Raw genomic sequence first — 19,140 nt, forward strand, 5'->3', positions numbered from 1 at the left:
GCGCGGGGCCGGGCGGGCCCTGATCTCCGGCGCGGCCGGGGAGGGGGCGGGCGCTCAGACGCCGAACGCGGCCAGCGTCGCCCAGGCCGAGCCCGCGCCGGTGACCGCCCCGGCCGCGACCTGGGCGGTGGTGTGGTGGCGCAGCCGTACCCGCGCCCAGCAGATCACGGCCACGACCGGCGCGCCCGCCGCCACCACCGGTACGGCGGGCAGCACGTGGGCGAGCACCACCACGGTGCCCGCCGAGACGGCCGCGTGGAAGGAGATCTTCCAGCGCAGGGTGATCGGGACCGTCAGGGCGAGGGCGGACAGCATCGCGGCGACCGTGGCCACCAGCAGCCGGGGGCCGCCCAGGGAGGCCAGCAGCACCAGGGCGACGACCACCGCGACCATCGCCACCAGCAGCGGCCGCGTACGGCTCGCCCGGTCGACCAGATGGTGGGAGTCCAGCCGCCCGGAGCGGACCCCGGCCAGGATCACTCCGGCCGGGACCCCGCCGCACAGCACCGAGGCCATCAGCCCCCAGCCCGCGCCCGGCCAGCCGCCCGTCACCATCCCGACCAGCGGAGGCAGGCCGATGACCAGCGCCTGCGGAGAGAACAGGTCGGTCACCCACCGCGCCACGGCGGTGCCGGTCCCGGAGTCCGGCGCCGTTCCCCGCCCGATCATGGATCACCCCCAGCGTCCGGTCCCGGCCACCGGACGGCCGGGACCCGCGACGGCTCAGTCGTTGGCGTGCAGGATCGCGTTGAGCTCCACGCCGGTGCCCTGGCGGGGGACGGCCTCGACGGCGCCGGTGGTGGAGTTGCGGCGGAACAGCAGACCCGAGGCGCCGGAGAGCTCGGCGGCCTTGACGACCTTGCCGTCGGGGAGCGTCACCTTGGTCCCGGCGGTGACGTACAGGCCCGCCTCCACGACCACGTCGTCGCCCAGGGAGATGCCGATGCCGCTGTTGGCGCCGAGCAGGCAGCGCTCGCCCACGGAGATGACCTGCTTGCCGCCACCGGACAGGGTGCCCATGATCGAGGCGCCGCCGCCGACGTCGGAGCCGTCGCCGACGACGACCCCCGCCGAGATGCGCCCCTCCACCATGGAGGCGCCGAGCGTGCCGGCGTTGAAGTTGACGAAGCCCTCGTGCATGACCGTCGTGCCGGCGGCCAGGTGGGCGCCGAGCCGGACGCGGTCGGCCTCGGCGATGCGCACGCCGGTGGGCACCACGTAGTCGACCATCCGCGGGAACTTGTCGATGCCGTAGACGGTCACCGGGCCGCGGGCGCGCAGGCGGAGCCGCACCTCCTCGAAGCCCTCGACCGGGCAGGGGCCGTGGTTGGTCCACACGACGTTGCTCAGCAGGCCGAAGACGCCGTCGAGGTTCTGCCCGTGCGGCGCGACCAGGCGGGCGGAGAGCAGGTGCAGTCGCAGGTAGGCGTCGTGCGCGTCGGCGGGCGGCTCGGAGAGCTTGGCGATCCCGGTCTCCACGGCGACCATCTCCACGCCCCGGTCGGCGTCGGGGCCGAGCAGCGCCGCGACGGCGGAGCCGAGGGCCTGCTCGGCCTCCTGCGAGGTGAGGCGGCGGGTGCCCGGCGCGGAGGGCTCACCCAGCTTCGGGACGGGGAACCAGGTGTCGAGGACCGTCCCGTCCGGGGTGACGGTCGCGAGGCCGACGCCGTGGGCGCCGGAAGTCTGAGCTGCTGCGTTCACAGCGACCAAGACTAGATGATGTCTCCGGCGCGGTCCGTGGACGGGCTCGCCGGGAGCGGAGAGGCCGCGATTTCCCGTTGCGGTCACCGGTAGCATCGGGTTTCTACCACTCATCGAAGGAGCAACCGTGTCTGCCGTGCCAGAACTTCGCATCACCCTCGCCGGAGCCGAGCGTGTGGTGGCAGAGGGCACGACGTACGGCGACGTCCTCGGCGCCGACGGCCGCTCGGTGGTCGCCGCCAGGGCGAACGGCGAGCTGAAGGACCTCGCGGCGGCCGTGGCCGACGGCGACGTGATCGAGCCCGTCGAGGCCGGCAGCGCCGACGGGCGGGCGATCATCCGCCACTCCACCGCGCACGTCATGGCCCAGGCCGTCCAGGAGATCTTCCCCGAGGCGAAGCTCGGCATCGGCCCGCCGGTCGAGAACGGCTTCTACTACGACTTCGACGTCGCCGCCCCGTTCACCCCCGAGGATCTCAAGCGCGTCGAGAAGCGCATGCGCGAGATCGTCAAGCAGGGCCAGCTCTTCTCCCGCCGCCCCGTCTCCGACTCCGACGCGCGCGCCGAGCTCGCCGCCGAGCCGTACAAGCTGGAGCTGATCGGGCTCAAGGGAGGCGCGGCCGACGAGGAGAGCGTCGAGGTCGGCGCCGGGCAGCTGACCATCTACGACAACCTCGACGCCAAGACCGGCGAGCTGTGCTGGAAGGACCTGTGCCGCGGCCCGCACGTGCCGAGCACCCGGTCCATCCCGGCGTTCAAGCTGATGCGCTCCGGCGGCGCCTACTGGCGGGGCAGTGAGAAGAACCCCCAGCTGCAGCGGATCTACGGCACCGCCTGGGAGTCGCGCGAGAGGCAGGACGAGTACCTCCGCCTGCTGGAGGAGGCCGAGAAGCGCGACCACCGCAAGCTCGGCGCCGAGCTCGACCTGTTCTCCTTCCCCGACGAGCTGGGCTCCGGCCTGCCGGTCTTCCACCCCAAGGGCGGCGTGATCCGCAAGCTCATGGAGGACTACTCCCGGCGCAGGCACACCGAGGCGGGCTACTCCTTCGTCAACACCCCGCACATCACGAAGGAGAACCTGTACCAGGTCTCCGGCCACCTGGACTGGTACGCCGACGGCATGTTCCCGCCCATGGAGCTGGAGGGCGCGAGATACTACCTCAAGCCCATGAACTGCCCGATGCACAACCTGATCTTCCGGGCGCGCGGGCGGTCCTACCGCGAGCTGCCGCTGCGCATGTTCGAGTTCGGCACCGTCTACCGCTACGAGAAGTCGGGCGTCGTGCACGGCCTGACCCGGGTGCGCGGCCTGACCCAGGACGACGCGCACATCTACTGCACCCGGGAGCAGATGCGCGAGGAGCTGGCGTCGCTGCTCCGCTTCGTGCTCGACCTGCTGCGCGACTACGGCCTGAGCGACTTCTACCTGGAGCTGTCCACCAAGAACCCGGAGAAGTCCATCGGCGACGACTCGACGTGGGAGGAGGCCACCGAGACCCTGCGCGAGGTCGCCGAGTCGGAGAAGCTCGAGCTCGTCCTCGACCCGGGCGGCGCGGCGTTCTACGGGCCGAAGATCTCCGTGCAGGCGCGTGACGCGATCGGCCGCTCCTGGCAGATGTCGACCATCCAGCTCGACTTCATGCTGCCCGAGCGCTTCGGGCTGGAGTACCAGGCGGCCGACGGCTCGCGGCAGCGGCCCGTCATGATCCACCGGGCGCTGTTCGGCTCGATCGAGCGTTTCTTCGGCGTCCTGGTCGAGCACTACGCGGGCGCCTTCCCTCCCTGGCTCGCCCCGGTCCAGGCCGTCGGCATCCCGATCGCCGACGCCCACGTGCCCTACCTGCAGGAGCTGGCCGACAGGGCCCGCGAGCGGGGCATCCGGATCGAGGTGGACTCCTCCGACGACCGGATGCAGAAGAAGATCCGCAACGCGCAGAAGGCCAAGGTGCCGTTCATGCTCCTGGCGGGCGACGAGGACATCGCGAACGGCGCGGTCTCCTTCCGCTTCCGCAACGGCGAGCAGAAGAACGGCGTCCCGGTGGACCAGGCGATCGACGAGATCGCCGACGCGATCGAGCGCCGCGTCCAGGTCTGATCCGGCGTGCCCGGGGGCCGGTCCGCCGCCCCGGGCACGCGGGCGGGCGGCGGGCCGTACACGCGAACGGTCCCCGGCCCGGATACGCGAGAGGGCGGCGGGCCGTACACCACGGCCCGCCGCCCGCCCGCTTCCGGGCCCTTCCCGTACGGCCCGCGGCGCGGGCGCCCCGGGCCCCGGCTCAGACGCCGGCGGCCTCGGGCCCGGTCTCGCCCGGCAGGCGCACGTCGTCGACGGTGACGTTGACCTCGACGACCCGCATGCCCAGCATCCGGCTGACGGTGCGGGCCACGTTGGTCTTCACCTCGCCCGCCACGTCCATCACCACGTGGCCGTACTCCGCCACGATCGCCACGTCGACGGCGACGGTGCGGTCCTGGACGTGGGCGCTGACACCCCGGAACCTCCCGGCGGCGCGTTCCCGGACCGCCTCGGCCAGCCGGCCGGGGTCCGTGCCCAGACCGGCGACCCCGGCGACCTCGAGGGTGGCGAGCGCGGCCACCTTCTCGACCACCTCGTCGGCGACCGTGATCCTGCCCTTCACCACGGCCGCGGCCACCCCTTCGGAGGCCGCGGGCACCGAGGGGGCCGCGGGCGCCGAGGGCACCTGGGGCGCCGGGGCCACGGACGCGCCGAGGGAGAACGGGCGGACGGCGGCGCCCGCCCCGGCGGAGGGCTCGGGGGAGCGGCCGGTCTCCCCTGTGCCCTCCACCGCGGTCTCCTCGGCGGTCTCGGCGGCCTCGTCGACGAGTTCCTCGACGGAGACGTCGGTCATCTGCTGCTCCTCGGCTGTGGTCTGTCACGCTCGCTGGGACTGTGCCGAATTATGCACCTTGTGCCCATATGCCTTGTGCCCATATAAGGGGCCGGGCGGTGGCAGGCCCGCCGGACCCCGCAGGTCCGCCGGGCAATATGCTGGCCGCCATGAGCAACGAGCCAGAGCCACAGCAGGGAGCGGGGACGCCGGACGCGTTCGAAAGGCTCTGGACCCCTCACCGGATGGCGTACATCAAGGGTGAGAACAAGCCCACCGGCTCGGGGCCGGAGGACGGCTGCCCGTTCTGCGAGATCCCGAAGCTGGCCGACGAGGACGGCCTGATCGTGGCACGGGGTGAGCTGGTCTACGCCGTGCTCAATCTCTACCCCTACAACTCCGGGCATCTGATGATCTGCCCCTACCGGCACACCGCCGACTACGCGGACCTGAGCCCCGCCGAGACCGCGGAGTTCTCCGACTTCACCCGGCGCGCCCTGTCCGCCCTGCGCAAGGCCAGCGGGGCGCAGGGCTTCAACGTGGGCATGAACCTCGGCGGCGTGGCGGGCGCGGGCATCGCGGCCCACCTGCACCAGCACGTGGTGCCCCGCTGGGGCGGCGACACCAACTTCATGCCCGTGGTCGGCCGGACCAAGGTCCTGCCTCAGCTGCTGCGCGACACCAGGTCGCTGCTGGCCGGCTGCTGGCCCGCCGAGGCGTAGGACGGCGCGTCGTCGCGCAGGACCGCGACGCCCGCCGAGAGCACCAGGGGCAGCGCCAGCGCCAGCGCCATGGCCAGCACCGCCGCGCCCGAGTCGTTGACGAGCATGCCGAGCACCCCGCTGACCAGCGTGCCGATCAGCCCGGCCCGGAGCGCGGGGGAGTAGGCGAACGCGGCCGGCAGCACCCCGGCGGTGGCCGCGCCGGGGCGCAGCAGCGCGTAGACGAGGAACGCGAGCGCGACGACCACGATCGGCATCAGGTTCGGGCTGAGGAGCGTGCCGACCATCGCGCCGAACTTGCGCCAGATCACGTCCATCGCCTCGCCGCTGAAGATCTGGCCGACGAACCTGCCCAGATGGGTCTGGGAGGCCGGCGGGCGCAGGTGGTCGAGATAGGCGATCACCATCACGGTGACGCCCCCCGCCACGCAGAGCGCGCCCAGCCTGACGAGCGAGACCCGCCGCCCGGCGGCCAGCAGCGCGGCCACCGCGATGCCCGGCACGAACGCGATCACGCCGCCGAAGTCGCTGCCCACGCCGGGCCAGCCGCCCAGGATCATCGCCGAGCCGCCGAGCACCACGAAGACCGGAGCCGCTGCCCGGCCGCGGCGCCTGCCCAGCCGGTGGGCGAGCACCGCCGAGACCAGCAGAACCGAGGTGGCGAAGAGCGCGAACGGGATGTTGCCCAGGCCGTAGTAGCGCGCCCCCACCACGGCCGTGTAGCCCATCACGCTGTCGAGCTGGAGCGGCGTGCCGGCCAGCAGGTCGCCGGCGAGCACCGCCGCGGTGACCCCCGCCACCACCGCCGCGGGCCCCAGCGGGCTGCCGTTGCGCAGGGCCGTACGCCGGATGCGGGCCCGGGAGCCGCGCCGCCGCCCCGGGCGCAGCAGCGCCCGGGCCCGCGCCCACAGGAACGGCACCGCCAGCGCCGCCGCGGCCAGCGCGAGCGCGCACCCGGCGATCCCCAGGGCCAGGTCGAGGGCGGGGACCTCCGCACGGCGCCAGTCGGTGAGGTTGACCAGGTAGGTGGAGACCGGGACCGACGCCAGCACGAGCGCCGTCACCCGGACCCGGCCCAGGCCGCGCCGGCGGCGCAGCAGCAGGAAGGCCGTGACGTAGAAGGCGACCTGGAGCACGGCGACGGTGGTGAAGAAGATCCCGCCGATCTCCCGGATCGTCTGCCCGGCCGCGTCGGCGGCCTCCAGCCCGGCCTTCGCGGCCGCGGTCCCGCCGGTGCGCTCCGTGCCCGCCCGCCACGGCGTGCCGACCACCGCGGGCGGGACCGGGACGCCGGCCACGGAGAGCACGGTGGCGGTGATGTCCGGCAGGATCGTGACGTCGTCGCGCCGGGTGGAGGCCGCGCCGAGGAAGCGCCCCTGCGCGTCCGCGCCGGCGCGCATCATGGCCACCCGCAGGTGCGGCTGGGCCCCGTGGTCGGACAGGCCCGCCAGCAGCACGGTGGCGTCCCGCGGGAGCACGCTGAGCACCGCCCCGGTCTTGACGTCGGCCCGGCGCAGCGCGGCCGCCCGATCCTGCGGGGTGAGGGCGTCCTCGACGGCGGGCAGCCGGTCGCCGGTCAGGTACGGCCGGATCAGGTCGTCCACGTCGACCGCGACGACCCGGCACTCGGTGAGGGCGTCCGCCCGGATCTGCGCGGGGGAGGGCGCGTAGCGGTCGACCTTCCCGGTCCGGTCGGCCAGGGCCAGCGCGGCGCCCGGGCCGATCGCCAGCGTGCACTCGCCCGCGGCGCGCACGGCCTCGCCGAGCGTCCCGGCGCCGCGCTGCCCGGCGGTGCCGGTCAGGTAGTCGTAGCCGGGGATGACCGCCCCGGCGCCTTCGGGCTCGGGCACCGGCGGCAGCCCGCAGGAGTAGCCCACGGCGGACCTGATCCCGGCGGACACGGTCAGCCACGCGTCGTAGGGGCAGGCCACCCGGGCGACCGTGCGGACCGAGAGGGAGCCGACCGCGCTCCGCGCGGCCAGCTCCCACAGGTTGGGCGTTCCCTGCGGGCTCAGGTCGCTCCAGCGCAGGCCCGGCACGCCGATCAGCGCCACCCGCCCGCCCGCCGCGGCCGAGGAGCGCGCCCGCCCGTCGGCCGGGACGGAAGGCGCCGCCCGTCCGTCGGCCGGGACGGCGGCCTGCGCCGCGCCCGGCCAGAGCACGCCCAGGACCAGCGCGAACACGAGCAGCGTACGCTTCACCGGTGACCTCCCGCGGACCTCGCAGCCGACTGCCGGCTATCGGATGCTGGCACCGTAGGGGAAGATCACGCACCGGGTCCATCGAAAGCGGCTACGGAAGGACGGCCGGGGTGGCGGCGCTCTCGTTGTGCAGCCGGTCCAGGGCGGAGACGAGGTAGGTCCCGCCGCCGCTGACGGAGAGCTTCTGCCGCGCGCCGGAGGAGGCGGGCACGACCGCGACCAGGTTGCGGGCGTCGGCGAGCGCGCAGGCGTCGGCGGCGCCGGAGGCGACCCGGTAGACCGCGTAGGCGCGGGCCCCGGAGGAGGGCTTCCAGGTCAGCGTGGCGCCCTGGATCCGGACGTCGGCCGGCCGGGCCGGGGCGGCGCCGCCCAGCTCCTCCATCAGCGGCATCAGGGCCGGGCGGGAGTAGTGGGCCTTCTCGACGCGGTCCATCGCGCCGAGCGGGTTCGTGGCGATCTGCTTGGCGCTGAAGTAGACGTCGCCCCGGACCTGCGGGTGCCTGCGGTTGCGGGTCAGGTGGGAGGAGAGCTCGCCCGGCTTGCGCCAGGCCGGGGTGTCGGTGGCGCCCACCCGGTAGAGGGCCTGGCCGATGTACAGGTGGACCCCGGTGCCCTCGACCTGCTTCGCCCACCACGGCATCAGCACGTCGTAGTCGGCGACCCGGAAGCCGCGGGGCCAGTAGAGCTGCGGCATGACGTAGTCGACCGTGCCCTCGCGGATCCAGTGGCGGGCGTCGGCGTAGATGGCGTCGTAGGCGGACATGCCGCTGGTGGCGGAGCCGGCCGGGTCGACGGACTTGTTGCGCCAGATGCCGAACGGGCTGATGCCGAACTTCACGTGCTTCTTGGTCGCGTGCACGGCCCGGTCCACCTGGGCGACCAGCTTGTCGACGTTGGAGCGGCGCCAGTCGGCGAGCGTGGCGCCCCCTCCGTACCGGGCGTGGGCGGCGCCGTCCTTGAACCTCGTGCCCCGGCCGGGATACGGGTAGAAGTAGTCGTCGAAGTGCACGCCGTCGACGTCGTAGCGGCGCACCACGTCCTTGATGACGGCGGTGACGTGGTCGCGCACGGCGGGCAGACCGGGGTTGTAGTAGAGACGGCCCTCGTGCTTGACGACCCATTCGGGGTGGACCCGGGCAGGGTGGGTGGCCGGCAGGGCGCGCACGTCGTCGTCGTAGGCCGCGCGGTAGGGGTTGAACCAGGCGTGGAACTCCATGCCGCGCTTGTGCGCCTCGTCGATCAGGAAGGGCAGCGGGTCCCAGCCGGGGTCCTTGCCCACCGTGCCGGTCAGGAACTTCGACCACGGCTCCAGCGAGGACTTGTAGAAGGCGTCGGAGGCCGGGCGGACCTGGACGAAGACCGCGTTGATCCGGCGCTCGGCCGCGGCGTCGAGGAGCTTGACGTAGTCGGCCTTCTGCCGGGCGGCCGACTGGCCGGTGCGGGCCGGCCAGTCGATGTTGTTGACCGTGGCGATCCAGATGCCGCGCAGCTGCCGCTTGGGGTGGCGCGCGTCGGTGCGGCACTGCGCCGCGGCCGTCCCGACCGCTGCGGCCGTGCCCGCGGCGGGCGCGTCCTGCGCCTTCCGCGGCCCGGAGGCCCCGGCGTCCTGGGGGCCGAAGGCGTGGGCGGCACCGAGAGTGAGCACGGAGAGGGCGGCGGCTGCAAGCAGTGGTCGTCCGGTTCGCATGGACCACAGTGTGTCACCGGGGCCGCGATGCTCCGGCCGGAAAAAAGAAATCGGTTCGTGATACTTGTGTTACGGAAGTGAATCTCCGGGAGGCGTGAGCCGGCCGGGACACGCCTCCCGGAGCCGGTCAGGCCGTGACCTTCTCGACGAGGTGGGAGGGGAGCGGCTCGTACCGGAGGAAGGCCCGGCGGAAGGTCCCGGTCCCGTGTGACATCGATCTCAGATCGATGGCGTAGCGGCTGACCTCCAGCTGCGGCACCTCGGCCCGGACCAGGGTGCGCCCGGTGCCGACCGGTTCGGTGCCCAGCACCCGGCCGCGGCGCGAGGACAGGTCGGACATCACCGCGCCGACGTAGTCGTCGGCGACCAGCACGGAGACCTCGTCCACCGGCTCCAGCAGCAGGACCGGCACCTTGGCGGCCGCCTCCTTCAGCGCGAGCGCGCCGGCGATCTGGAAGGCCATGTCGGAGGAGTCGACCGAGTGGGCCTTGCCGTCGTGGAGCGTGACGCGGATGTCCACCATGGGGTAGCCGGCGAGCACGCCGCGCTCCATCTGGGTGCGCACGCCCTTCTCCACCGACGGGATGAACTGGCGCGGCACGACACCGCCCACGATCTTGTCCACGAATTCGAAGCCGCTCCCCGAGGGCAGGGGCTCGATCTCCAGGTGGCAGACGGCGTACTGGCCGTGGCCGCCGGTCTGCTTGACGTTGCGGCCGACCACCTGGCACTTCCCGCCGAGCGTCTCGCGCAGCGGCACCCGGAGCTCGATCTTCTCGACCGTCACGCCGTGCCGCTTGCCCAGCCGGTCCAGCAGGACGTCGGCGTGGGCCTCGCCCATGCACCACAGGACCAGCTGCTTGGTCTCGGGGTTGTTCTCCAGCCGGAGCGTCGGGTCCTCGGCGACGAGGCGGCCGAGCGCCTGCCCGAGCTTGTCCTCGTCGGCCTTGGAGCGGGCCTGGATCGCGACCGGCAGCAGCGGGTCGGGCATGCTCCAGGCGGTCATCAGCAGCGGGTGGTCCTTGTCGGAGAGGGTGTCGCCGGTCTCGGCGCGGGCCAGCTTGGCCACCGCGACGATGTCGCCCGCCACGGCCGCCGGGACGGGCCGCTGGTGCTTGCCCAGCGGGCAGGAGAGGGCGCCGACGCGCTCGTCCACGTCGTGGTCCTCGTGGCCGTGGTCGGCCAGGCCGTGCCCGGAGACGTGCACGGTCGCGTCGGGGCGGAGCGTCCCGGAGAAGATCCGCACCAGGCTGATGCGGCCCACGTAGGGGTCGCTGGTGGTCTTGACGACCTCGGCCACGAGCGGGCCGTCGGGGTCGCAGGAGATGTCGGCCACCGGCTTGCCGTCGATCGTGGTGATCTCCGGCATCGGGTGCTCGAGCGGGGAGGGGAAACCCTGGGTGACGAGCTGCAGGATCTCCGCCGTGCCCACGCCGGTGCCGGTGGTCAGCACCGGGTGGAAGCCGCCGCGCGCCACGGCCTTCTCCAGGTCGGACAGCAGGACGTCGATGCCGATCTCCTCGCCGGCGAGGTAGCGGTCCATGAGGGTCTCGTCCTCGCTCTCCTGGATGATCCCCTCGATCAGGTCGCCGCGGTACTGGTCGATCTGCCCCTGGTACTCGCCGGGGGCGTTCTCGGTCCGGGCTCCGGTGGCGTAGTCGTAGAACCGCTGCGTCAGCAGCCCGATCAGGCCGCGGACCCTGCCGTCGGCCACCACCGGCAGGAACAGCGGGGCCACGCCCTCGCCGAAGGCCTCCTGGCAGGCGGTGAGCGCCTCGTCGAAGTCGGCCCGCTGATGGTCGATCTTGCTGATCACGACCGCGCGGGGCATGCCGACCGCCGCGCACTCCTCCCAGAGCATCTTCGTCAGACCGTCCACGCCGTCGGTGGCCGGGACGACGAACAGCGCCGCGTCGGCCGCCCGCAGGCCCGCGCGCAGGTCGCCGACGAAGTCGGCGTAGCCGGGCGTGTCCAGCAGGTTGACCTTGACGCCGTTGTGGACCAGCGGCGCGACGGTGAGGTTCACCGAGCGCTGCTGCCGCACCTCGACCTCGTCGAAGTCGCTGACGGTGGTGCCGTCCTCGACCCGGCCGGGGCGCTGGACCGTCCCCGTCGCTGCCAGCAGCGACTCGACGAGGGTCGTCTTGCCCGCACCCGAATGGCCGACCAGCACGACGTTGCGCACCATGTCCGGCCGGTCGGCCACGGGCGCCCTGCCCGCGGCTCCCGATGCACCACTCGATCTGTCCGCCATGTCGCCTCCAGTGTCGTCGCGTGTCGTCACCGGGGTACGGCCGCCCGCGGCCGCACCCTGAAGGTCCGCGTTCTCGCGCGTCCGGCCACCGCAAGGACGCGGTGTGTTCACCAAATACCCATGTGGCGGATATCACAAGAGGGCTCGCCCGATCCGGTTGCGCGGGCGCGGATGCGCACCGCGGAGTCCGGTGGCCTACGATCGGAGCGCGATGCTGAAACTTCTGCGCCCCGCCGTCACCCGAGTCCTGACGCCCCTGGCCAGGGCGCTCGTCAGCCGGGGGGTGGGCCCCAACGCGGTCACCGCGCTCGGCACGCTCGGCACCGTGGCCGCGGCCCTGTTCTTCTACCCGCAGGGCCTGCTCTTCACCGGCACGCTGGTGATCACCTTCTTCGTGCTGGCCGATCTGCTCGACGGGGTCATGGCCAGGATGACCGGGCCGGGGAGCACCTGGGGCGCCTTCCTCGACTCCACCCTCGACCGGGTGGGAGACGCCGCGATCTTCTCCGGGCTCGCGGTCTGGCTGGCGCTGGAGGGCGAGTGGGTGCCGGCCGCGGTGGCGCTGTTCTGCCTCGTGTCCGGGGCGCTGGTGTCCTACGTCAAGGCCAGGGCGGAGGGGCTCGGCATGACCTGCGACGTCGGCCTGGCCGAGCGGCCCGAGCGGCTGGTGGTGGGCCTGGTCTCGGCGGGCCTGTCCGGCCTGGGCGTGCCGTACATCCTGCCGGCCGGGCTCTGGCTGCTCGCGGCGGCCAGCGCGGTCACGATCGGCCAGCGCCTGCTCCACGTCCGCCGCCAGGCGGTCGCCCTTCCGCCCCGGACCCTCCACTGACGCGAGGAGAGCGATGACCGACACGCCGCCTGCGCCGTCCCCGCAGCCGTCCCCTCAGCAGTCTCCGCGGCCGTCCTCGGGGCCGTCCTCGGGGCCGGAGCCCTCCGCGCGCCCCCGGCGGCCCGCGCCGTCCGGCCCGTCCCTGTCGGACCGGCTCGTCGCGGCCGGGTTCGGCGCGGGCTGGGCGCTCGTGCCGCACCTGCCCGAGCGCCTGGTCGCCCGGGGCTTCGAGGCCGCCGCCGACCGGCTCTGGCGCGGCCGGGGCCCCTCGGTGCGCCGCCTGGAGGCCAACCTCGCCCGGGTCAGGGGCGCCTCGCCCGGCGACCCGGCCGTGCGGGAGCTGAGCCGCGCGGGCATGCGCTCGTACTTCCGCTACTTCCACGAGGTCTTCCGCCTGCCGTCCGTCCCGAAGGCGGAGATCCTCGCCCGGACCCACGTCACCGGCGCCGAGCGCATCTTCGACAATCTGGAGCGGGGCCGCGGCGTGGTGCTCGCCCTGCCGCACATGGGCAACTGGGACGCGGCGGGGGCCTGGCTGGTGGCCTCGGGGCACCCGTTCACCACCGTGGCCGAGCGGCTGCGGCCCGAGTCGCTCTTCCGCCGCTACACCGCCTTCCGCGAGGGACTCGGCATGGAGGTGCTCCCGCTGACCGGCGGCGACGGCCAGAACTTCGGCACGCTGGCCCAGCGGCTGCGCTCCGGCCGGCCGGTCGCCCTGCCCGCCGAGCGCGACCTGACGGCCAAGGGCATCGAGGTCGCCTTCTTCGGAGCGGCCACCCGCGTGCCGGCGGGCCCGGCGCTGCTGGCCGTGCACACCGGCGCGGCGCTGCTGCCGGCCATCACGTACTTCCACGGACGCGACTGGGGCCTGGACATCCACGAGGAGATCGAGGTGCCGGCCGAGGGCACCCGCCAGGAGCGGGCGGCCGCCGTCGCGCAGAGCCTGGCCGCGGTCTTCGAGAAGGGCATCGCCGAGCACCCCGAGGACTGGCACATGCTCCAGCGCCTCTGGCTGGAGGACCTGGAGCCGAGGTCGTGACGGCCGGCACGGCCGGTCGCGGCGCGGGCCGGGCGGTGGGGGAGCGATGAGGGTCGGCATCGTCTGCCCGTACGCCTGGGACGTGCCGGGCGGCGTCCAGGTGCACATCCGCGACCTCGCCGAGGCGCTCATGGAGGACGGCCACCACGTCTCGGTGATCGCCCCCGCCTCCGACGACGCGGAGCTGCCCGGTTACGTGACCTCGGTGGGCCGCGCCGTCCCGGTGCCCTTCAACGGGTCGGTGGCCCGGATGTCGTTCGGCTTCCTGTCGGCGAACCGGGTGCGCCGCTGGGTGCGCGACGGGCGCTTCGACGTCCTGCACGTGCACGAGCCGTTCATCCCCTCGGTGGGCCTGCTGGCCTGCTGGGTGGCGAGAGGGCCGATCGTGGCGACCTTCCACGCCTCCTACGGGCGCTCCCGCGCCTTCTCCGTCGCGACCCCCGTGATCATGAGCGCGCTGGAGAAGATCACCGCCCGGATCGCGGTCTCGGACGCGGCGCGCAAGACCCTGGTGGAGTTCATCGGCGGCGACGCCGTGCTCATCCCCAACGGGGTGACGGTCCGCCGCTACACCGACGCCGAGCCGCTGCCGCGCGCCGCGGACGCCGAGGTGATCGGCTTCCTGGGCCGGATGGACGAGCCGCGCAAGGGCCTGCCCGTGCTGCTGGAGGCGTTCGCGCTACTGGCGCCCGAGCGGCCGCGGCTGCGCCTGCTGATCGCCGGGCCCGGGGACGCCGACGAGGTGCTGGGGCGGGTCCCGGCCGCCTTCCACGATCGCGTCGACCTGCTGGGCATGGTCAGCGAGGCCGACAAGGTCCGCGCCTACCACTCGGTCGACGTCTTCTGCGCGCCCAACCTGGGCGGGGAGAGCTTCGGCATCGTGCTCACCGAGGCGATGTCGGCCGGGGCGGCGATCCTGGCCAGCGACATCCCGGCCTTCCGCAAGGTCCTCGACGAGGGGCAGGCCGGGGCGCTGTTCGAGACGGGCGACGCCGGGTCGCTCGCGCGTGAGGCCGCCGCGCTGCTGGACGACCCCGCGCGCCGGGCCAAGCTCTCGGACGAGGCCCGCACCGCCGTGTGGAAGTACGACTGGTCCACTGTCGCCCGCGACGTCGTCCGCGTCTACGAGACGGTGGCGCGCACGGGCGGGGTCGAGGAGGACGACACCCCGTGACGGCTACGACGGTCCTGGTGGTGGGTGTGGTCCTGCTGCTCACCGCCGTCTACGTCTCCTGGCGGGCGGGCCGGCTGGACCGGCTGCACATCCGGCTGGAGGTGGCCCGCGAGTCCCTGGACGCCGCCCTGGTGCGGCGGGCCGCCGTCTGCCTGGAACTGGCCGGCTCCCGCGTCCTGGACCCGGCGACGAGCCTGGTGCTGGCCGCCGCGGCCCACGAGGCCCGTACGGCGGGCCCGGAGGAGCGCGAGCGCGCCGAGAGCGACCTGTCGCGGGTGCTGCGGGCGGTGCTGGACCAGGAGCGCTTCCGGGAGAAACTGGCCGAGACCTCCGCCGGAGCGGAACTGCTCCAGGAACTGGACGCCGCGGTCGCCAAGGTCGTCTACGCCCGCCGTTTCTACAACAACGCGGTGAACCTCGCGCGTGCGGCCCAGCGCCGCCGGCTGGCCCGCACGCTCCGGCTGGCGGGGCACACCCCGTACCCGGACTTCTTCGAGATCGACGACGCTCCGCCGCAGGCGCTGGCGGCGGAGTGAGCCCCGCGGGCCGGGGCCGGAGCCGGCGGGACCCCGGGGGCGCCGCGCCGCCGCGGACGGGCCGCTCCCGCGCGGTCTCCCAGGTCATAGACATGAAATCGCTATACAAGCGGAACGCCAGGCAAGTCGGTCACCGGTAAGCTCTTGGCGATTTTCAGGCCGATTCGAGGAGATGACCGTGCGGCTACCCCGGATGATCGCCGTCACACTGACCGGAGCGGCGGTCCTGCTGCCGGCCGCGGCCTGCTCGTCCGACGAGCCCGCCCCGGGCAGGCAGCCGCAGGCGGCGGCGGAGTCCCCGGAGCCGACGCCGACCCCGGAGCCGACCCACCCCTTCACCGGCCTGCCCGGCGGGACCCGCGGCCCGGTGCTCGCGGTGAAGATCGAGAACACCGCGGCGGGCAAGCCGCAGCTCGGTCTCAGGAGTGCGGACATCGTCTACGTCACCCAGGTCGAGGCCGGCCTGACCCGGCTGATCGCGGTCTTCTCCTCGAAGATCCCGCCCAAGATCGGCCCGGTCCGCAGCGCGCGCATCACCGACCTGCACCTCGTCCCGCAGTTCGGCAAGCCAGCCTTCGCCTACTCCGGCGCGCAGACCAAGATGCTCCCGTTCATCGCCGCGGCCCCGCTGTTCGACGTCTCCGACAGCCGCGCCCCGGGAGCCTACTTCCGCCAGCCGGGGCGCTACGCCCCCTACAACCTGTTCGCCGAGACCAAGAAGCTGCTGGCCGGGGCGCCCAGGGCGAGCAAGGCGAAGGACATCGGCTTCACCTTCGGCGACGCCCCGGCCGAGGGCGGCACGCCCCGCAGGACCTACAGCGTGAAGTACCCGGCGGCCCGCTTCACCTTCGGCTGGTCGGAGAAGGCCGGCAAGTGGCTGATCTGGCAGGACGGCAAGAAGGACATGGCGGCCGAGGGCGGCCAGCTCGCCGCCCCCACGGTCGTCGTGCAGTACACCAAGACCGAGCGCTCGCAGTTCCACGACAAGAACCAGAGCTACACGCCCCTGGTGCGCACCACCGGCAAGGGCCGGGCGGTCGTCCTGCGCGACGGCAAGGCCTACAAGGCGCGCTGGAGCCGCGCCTCGGAGAAGGAGGGCACCGTCTTCACCACCGAGACCGGTGAGCCGATGAACTTCGCCCCCGGCCAGGTCTGGGTCGTCCTCGCCTCGGCCAGGCCCGTCGTCCCCTGAGGCCCGCTCCGGACCCGCTCCGGGCTCAGTGCGGCGCCGACGGGTCGGCCGGCAGCCGCACGGTGAAGGCGGTGCCGCCGCCGGCGCGCGGCGCGGCGGTGACGGTGCCGCCGTGCGCCTCGACGATCGCCTTGGTGATCGCCAGGCCGAGGCCGGTGCCCTTGATCCCGGCCTGCCGGGCGGTGGAGGCGCGGAAGAACCGGGAGAACAGCTGCTCGTACTGGTCGGCCGGGATGCCGATGCCGCTGTCGGCGACGGTCACCGCGACCGTCCCGTCCCGGCCGTCTCCGCCGCCGGGCTCCGCACCGGCGTCCGGACCGCCGTCATGGCCCGCGGTGACGGTGACGGCGCCGCCGTCGGGTGTGTACTTGATCGCGTTCGACAGCAGGTTGTCCATCACCTGGCGCAGCCGTACCGGATCGGCGTGCACGTGCAGGTGGTGGGGGAGGTCGGCGGTCAGGTCGATCCGCTTGGCCTGCGCGGCCGCCCGGTGCTCGTCGACGGCCTGGCGGACCAGGCGGGTCAGCCACACCGTGCGCGCGTCGACGCTCACCCGGCCGCTCTCCAGGCGGGCCAGGTCCAGCAGGTCGTCGACCAGCTCCTGCAGGTGGTCGCTCTTGCGGTCGATGACCTCGATGAAGGCGCGCAGCTCGGCGGGGAGGCCGGGGGCCTCGCGCAGCATCTCGGCGTAGCTGCGGATGACGCCGATGGGGCTGCGCAGCTCGTGGCTGGCCATCGCCATCAGGTCGTCCTTCATCGCGTCCAGCTCCCGCAGCCGGTCGACCTGCTGCTGGCGCTGGGCGAGCAGGCGCTCGCGCTCCTCGGCGATCTCGCGGTGCGCGGTGACGTCGCTGGAGATGCCGTCGACCAGCAGCCGCTCCCCCTCGCGGCGGGGCACGCCCCTGCTCCAGATCCAGCGGGTGACGCCGTCCAGGCCGATGAGCCGGTACTGCAGCTGGGCCCGGCGGCCGGCGATCAGCTCGGCGCAGTAGGCGCGGAAGGCGTCCTGGTCGTCGGGATGGACGAACCGGAGCATGACGGCGATGAAGTCGTCGTCGGGGGCCAGGTGCAGCCGTCCGCCGAAGACGGCGGTGTGCTCGGTGTTGACGTAGATCGCGCGGGTCGTGCCGTCCGGCCGGACCTCGACGGTCCAGATCTTGTCGGTGAGCTGGTTGACGATCTGGTCGAACTGGCGGCGGCTCTCGGCCAGGACGACGGCGAGCTCCTCGGCGCGGCGGCGCTCCATGTACCGGCCGACGTGGGCGCAGACGCCGTCCAGCAGGTCGACCAGGTCGTCGTCGGGCTGCTGGGGGTGGTCGGCGCCGAAGATCAGCACGCCCAGCACCTGGTCGCCGCTGCGCACCGGCAGGGCCATGGCCGAGCGGATCCCGGCCCGCGACCCGGCCTGCAGGCGGGAGAAGCCGCGCGGATCGGCCGCCATGTCGCTGATCCAGACCGGCTCACCGCGCTCCCAGGCGAGCCCGGGCAGGTCCTGCCCGCGGGCGAACACGGCCGGGTGGCCGGCGGTGAAGGCCGACAGGTCCCGCCCGGGCCTGCTCCAGAAGGCGATGGAGGCGATGGACTCCTCGCCGGAGTCGACCTGCCAGTACTCGCCGTAGGTCCACCCCAGCGCTTCGGTGACCGCGGCGGCCACGCCGGCGGCGGCCTCCCTGCTGGAGGGGGCGTCGGCCAGGACCTCCGCCACGGCGTGCTGGGCCGAGCGCAGCGTCTCGGCCCGGTGGGCGGCGGTGACGTCACGCAGGATCACCACCGCGCCCAGACGCCCGTCGTCACCGTCGATCGGCCGGCCGGTGACGGAGAACCGGCGCGGCTCGGCGTCCGGGGGACGGGTGACGATCTCCTCGCCGTCGATCCGCTCGCCGGCCAGGGCCCGCGCCAGCGGCACCCGCGCGCCGCGCAGCGGGGTGCGCCCGTCGGCGGCGAAGATCTGGAAGACCTCGCCTGTCTCCATGACGTGGCGGTGGGGGCCGTCCGGGCGGATCTCCCGCAGCGGCCGGTTGGTCAGGATCACCCGGCCGTCGCGGTCACAGGCGTCGACCCCCACGTCCAGGTTGTCCAGCAGCGTCCGCAGGAACATGCGCTCGTCCTGCCGATCTGCCCCGCCGCGGTCACCACCGCGGTCACGGTCGTGGTCACCGTCGCGGTCGCGGTCACCGTCGCGGTCGCGGTCGCGGTCGCGGTCGCGGTCGCGGTCACCGTCACGGTCGTGGTCACGGCCACCGGACGCCTCCCGGACGCGGTCCGGCTCCGCGGGCGGTCCGGGCCGGGGCGAGCGCAGCGCGATCTCGGCCTCCGCCAGCGCGGCCAGATCCTCCAGCGCGTCCAGCTGCCCGGCGTCCCACTGCCGGGGCGCGGCGTCGATCACGCACAGCACGCCCAGCACCTGGCCGGCGGGGGCGCGCAGCGGCGTCCCGGCATAGGAGCCCAGATCCCCGCGGGCGACGGCGCCGACGCCCCGCCAGCGCGTGTCGGCACGGGTGTCGGGCACGGTCAGCGGCGCGCCGGTGGCGACGATGTGCCGGCACAGCGACTGCGACAGGGGCGTCCGCCGGCTCCGCTCGGGAGCGGCGCACCCGGCCGTGCTGACGACGACCTGCCGGTCCGCGTCGATCAGCGAGACCATCGCCCCCGGCACCCGGAGCCAGCGGACCGCCAGGCGGGTCACCCTGTCCAGCAGCGGCACCCGCTCCGCCTCCAGCAGCCCGGTGGCGCGCAACGCCCGCAGCCGCAGTCGGTCATGGATGTGGTCTGTCATCGACACGGTCCATCTCCCCCGAGAGTTCTCCACCCGTATCCGTGCCCACCAGCAACGTTACGCGGCCACGGGCGGCGGACGGCGATCAGCGCCCTCCGCCCTCCCCGGTCCGCCGGAGCGGGGAGGGCGGAGTGGTGTGGGGAATACCCGGGCCACCGCCTACGATGAACAGGTGGCGGC

At 73.8% G+C, this 19,140-nt stretch carries 14 protein-coding genes; 7 read left to right on the forward strand and 7 right to left on the reverse strand.

All coding sequences use genetic code 11. The features are described from left to right. Nucleotides 1–54 precede the first annotated feature (54 nt). Nucleotides 55–669, reverse strand: coding sequence for a hypothetical protein (locus tag ACFOWE_RS18785; RefSeq protein WP_377289521.1), 615 nt, complete (start codon nt 667–669; stop codon nt 55–57). Between the two features lie 54 nt (nt 670–723). After that, entirely contained in the window at nt 724–1,701 is a 978-nt protein-coding gene (gene dapD / locus ACFOWE_RS18790) for a 2,3,4,5-tetrahydropyridine-2,6-dicarboxylate N-succinyltransferase (RefSeq protein ID WP_377289523.1), read from the reverse strand. Between the two features lie 127 nt (nt 1,702–1,828). Here dapD and thrS point away from each other — a divergent pair, with 127 nt between their 5' ends. Then, nucleotides 1,829–3,796: a threonine--tRNA ligase gene (gene thrS, locus ACFOWE_RS18795; RefSeq protein ID WP_377289525.1), complete on the forward strand. Its 1,968-nt coding sequence runs from the start codon at nt 1,829–1,831 to the stop codon at nt 3,794–3,796. 181 nt (nt 3,797–3,977) lie between these two features. On the opposite strand, the gene ACFOWE_RS18800 is transcribed toward thrS, so the two are convergent. After that, nucleotides 3,978–4,571, reverse strand: coding sequence for an Asp23/Gls24 family envelope stress response protein (locus ACFOWE_RS18800; protein WP_377289527.1), 594 nt, complete (start codon nt 4,569–4,571; stop codon nt 3,978–3,980). A gap of 149 nt (nt 4,572–4,720) precedes the next feature. On the opposite strand from ACFOWE_RS18800, the gene ACFOWE_RS18805 reads away from it, so the two are divergent. Next, nucleotides 4,721–5,272, forward strand: a complete 552-nt coding sequence (locus ACFOWE_RS18805) for an HIT family protein (protein ID WP_377289529.1) — start codon at nt 4,721–4,723, stop codon at nt 5,270–5,272. Here ACFOWE_RS18805 and ACFOWE_RS18810 read toward each other — a convergent pair. The 3 genes from ACFOWE_RS18810 to ACFOWE_RS18820 form a co-directional block, all read right to left on the reverse strand. Then, the gene (locus tag ACFOWE_RS18810) at nt 5,215–7,473 is read right to left on the reverse strand and encodes a hypothetical protein (protein WP_377289531.1); all 2,259 of its coding nucleotides are present in this window, start codon (nt 7,471–7,473) and stop codon (nt 5,215–5,217) included. The two genes, ACFOWE_RS18805 and ACFOWE_RS18810, sit on opposite strands and share 58 nt — an antisense overlap. Before the next feature lie 91 nt (nt 7,474–7,564). Further along, the gene (locus ACFOWE_RS18815) at nt 7,565–9,160 is read right to left on the reverse strand and encodes a glycoside hydrolase family 10 protein (RefSeq protein ID WP_377289533.1); all 1,596 of its coding nucleotides are present in this window, start codon (nt 9,158–9,160) and stop codon (nt 7,565–7,567) included. Between the two features lie 127 nt (nt 9,161–9,287). Continuing rightward, nucleotides 9,288–11,414 carry an elongation factor G-like protein EF-G2 gene (locus ACFOWE_RS18820; RefSeq protein WP_377289535.1) on the reverse strand — a complete coding sequence of 709 codons (2,127 nt, stop codon included), beginning with the start codon at nt 11,412–11,414 and terminating at the stop codon, nt 9,288–9,290. Between the two features lie 211 nt (nt 11,415–11,625). Here ACFOWE_RS18820 and pgsA point away from each other — a divergent pair, with 211 nt between their 5' ends. The 5 genes from pgsA to ACFOWE_RS18845 all read left to right on the forward strand — a co-directional run bounded on the left by pgsA (nt 11,626) and on the right by ACFOWE_RS18845 (nt 16,184). Next, nucleotides 11,626–12,243: a phosphatidylinositol phosphate synthase gene (gene pgsA, locus ACFOWE_RS18825; protein ID WP_377289537.1), complete on the forward strand. Its 618-nt coding sequence runs from the start codon at nt 11,626–11,628 to the stop codon at nt 12,241–12,243. A gap of 13 nt (nt 12,244–12,256) precedes the next feature. Continuing rightward, nucleotides 12,257–13,282 (forward strand): phosphatidylinositol mannoside acyltransferase, encoded by a 1,026-nt coding sequence (locus ACFOWE_RS18830; protein WP_377289539.1) that lies wholly within the window; start codon nt 12,257–12,259, stop codon nt 13,280–13,282. Nucleotides 13,283–13,328: 46 nt separating this feature from the next. Then, the gene (locus ACFOWE_RS18835; protein WP_377289541.1) at nt 13,329–14,456 is read left to right on the forward strand and encodes a glycosyltransferase family 4 protein; all 1,128 of its coding nucleotides are present in this window, start codon (nt 13,329–13,331) and stop codon (nt 14,454–14,456) included. Then, complete coding sequence (locus tag ACFOWE_RS18840; RefSeq protein WP_377289543.1) at nt 14,453–14,992, forward strand: hypothetical protein; 540 nt, start codon at nt 14,453–14,455, stop codon at nt 14,990–14,992. Before ACFOWE_RS18835 ends, ACFOWE_RS18840 begins: the two co-directional genes overlap by 4 nt. A gap of 172 nt (nt 14,993–15,164) precedes the next feature. Further along, nucleotides 15,165–16,184 (forward strand): DUF3048 domain-containing protein, encoded by a 1,020-nt coding sequence (locus tag ACFOWE_RS18845; protein WP_377289545.1) that lies wholly within the window; start codon nt 15,165–15,167, stop codon nt 16,182–16,184. A gap of 25 nt (nt 16,185–16,209) precedes the next feature. Here the strand turns inward: ACFOWE_RS18845 and ACFOWE_RS18850 are convergent, their stop codons facing one another. Next, complete coding sequence (locus tag ACFOWE_RS18850; RefSeq protein WP_377289547.1) at nt 16,210–18,960, reverse strand: GAF domain-containing protein; 2,751 nt, start codon at nt 18,958–18,960, stop codon at nt 16,210–16,212. Nucleotides 18,961–19,140: the final 180 nt, after the last annotated feature.

It is taken from the genome of Planomonospora corallina (assembly GCF_042650625.1).
Lineage (GTDB): Bacteria > Actinomycetota > Actinomycetes > Streptosporangiales > Streptosporangiaceae > Planomonospora_B > Planomonospora_B corallina.

What these genes read in the sequence shown, in the direction of transcription:
- ACFOWE_RS18800 (WP_377289527.1), bottom strand. Translation starts at nt 4,571, where the DNA reads ATGACCGACGTCTCCGTCGAGGAACTCGTCGACGAGGCCGCCGAGACC.
- ACFOWE_RS18835 (WP_377289541.1), top strand. Translation starts at nt 13,329, where the DNA reads ATGAGGGTCGGCATCGTCTGCCCGTACGCCTGGGACGTGCCGGGCGGC.
- ACFOWE_RS18845 (WP_377289545.1), top strand. Translation starts at nt 15,165, where the DNA reads ATGACCGTGCGGCTACCCCGGATGATCGCCGTCACACTGACCGGAGCG.
- ACFOWE_RS18830 (WP_377289539.1), top strand. Translation starts at nt 12,257, where the DNA reads ATGACCGACACGCCGCCTGCGCCGTCCCCGCAGCCGTCCCCTCAGCAG.
- ACFOWE_RS18850 (WP_377289547.1), bottom strand. Translation starts at nt 18,960, where the DNA reads ATGACAGACCACATCCATGACCGACTGCGGCTGCGGGCGTTGCGCGCC.
- ACFOWE_RS18785 (WP_377289521.1), bottom strand. Translation starts at nt 669, where the DNA reads ATGATCGGGCGGGGAACGGCGCCGGACTCCGGGACCGGCACCGCCGTG.
- pgsA (WP_377289537.1), top strand. Translation starts at nt 11,626, where the DNA reads ATGCTGAAACTTCTGCGCCCCGCCGTCACCCGAGTCCTGACGCCCCTG.
- ACFOWE_RS18815 (WP_377289533.1), bottom strand. Translation starts at nt 9,160, where the DNA reads ATGCGAACCGGACGACCACTGCTTGCAGCCGCCGCCCTCTCCGTGCTC.
- ACFOWE_RS18820 (WP_377289535.1), bottom strand. Translation starts at nt 11,414, where the DNA reads ATGGCGGACAGATCGAGTGGTGCATCGGGAGCCGCGGGCAGGGCGCCC.
- ACFOWE_RS18805 (WP_377289529.1), top strand. Translation starts at nt 4,721, where the DNA reads ATGAGCAACGAGCCAGAGCCACAGCAGGGAGCGGGGACGCCGGACGCG.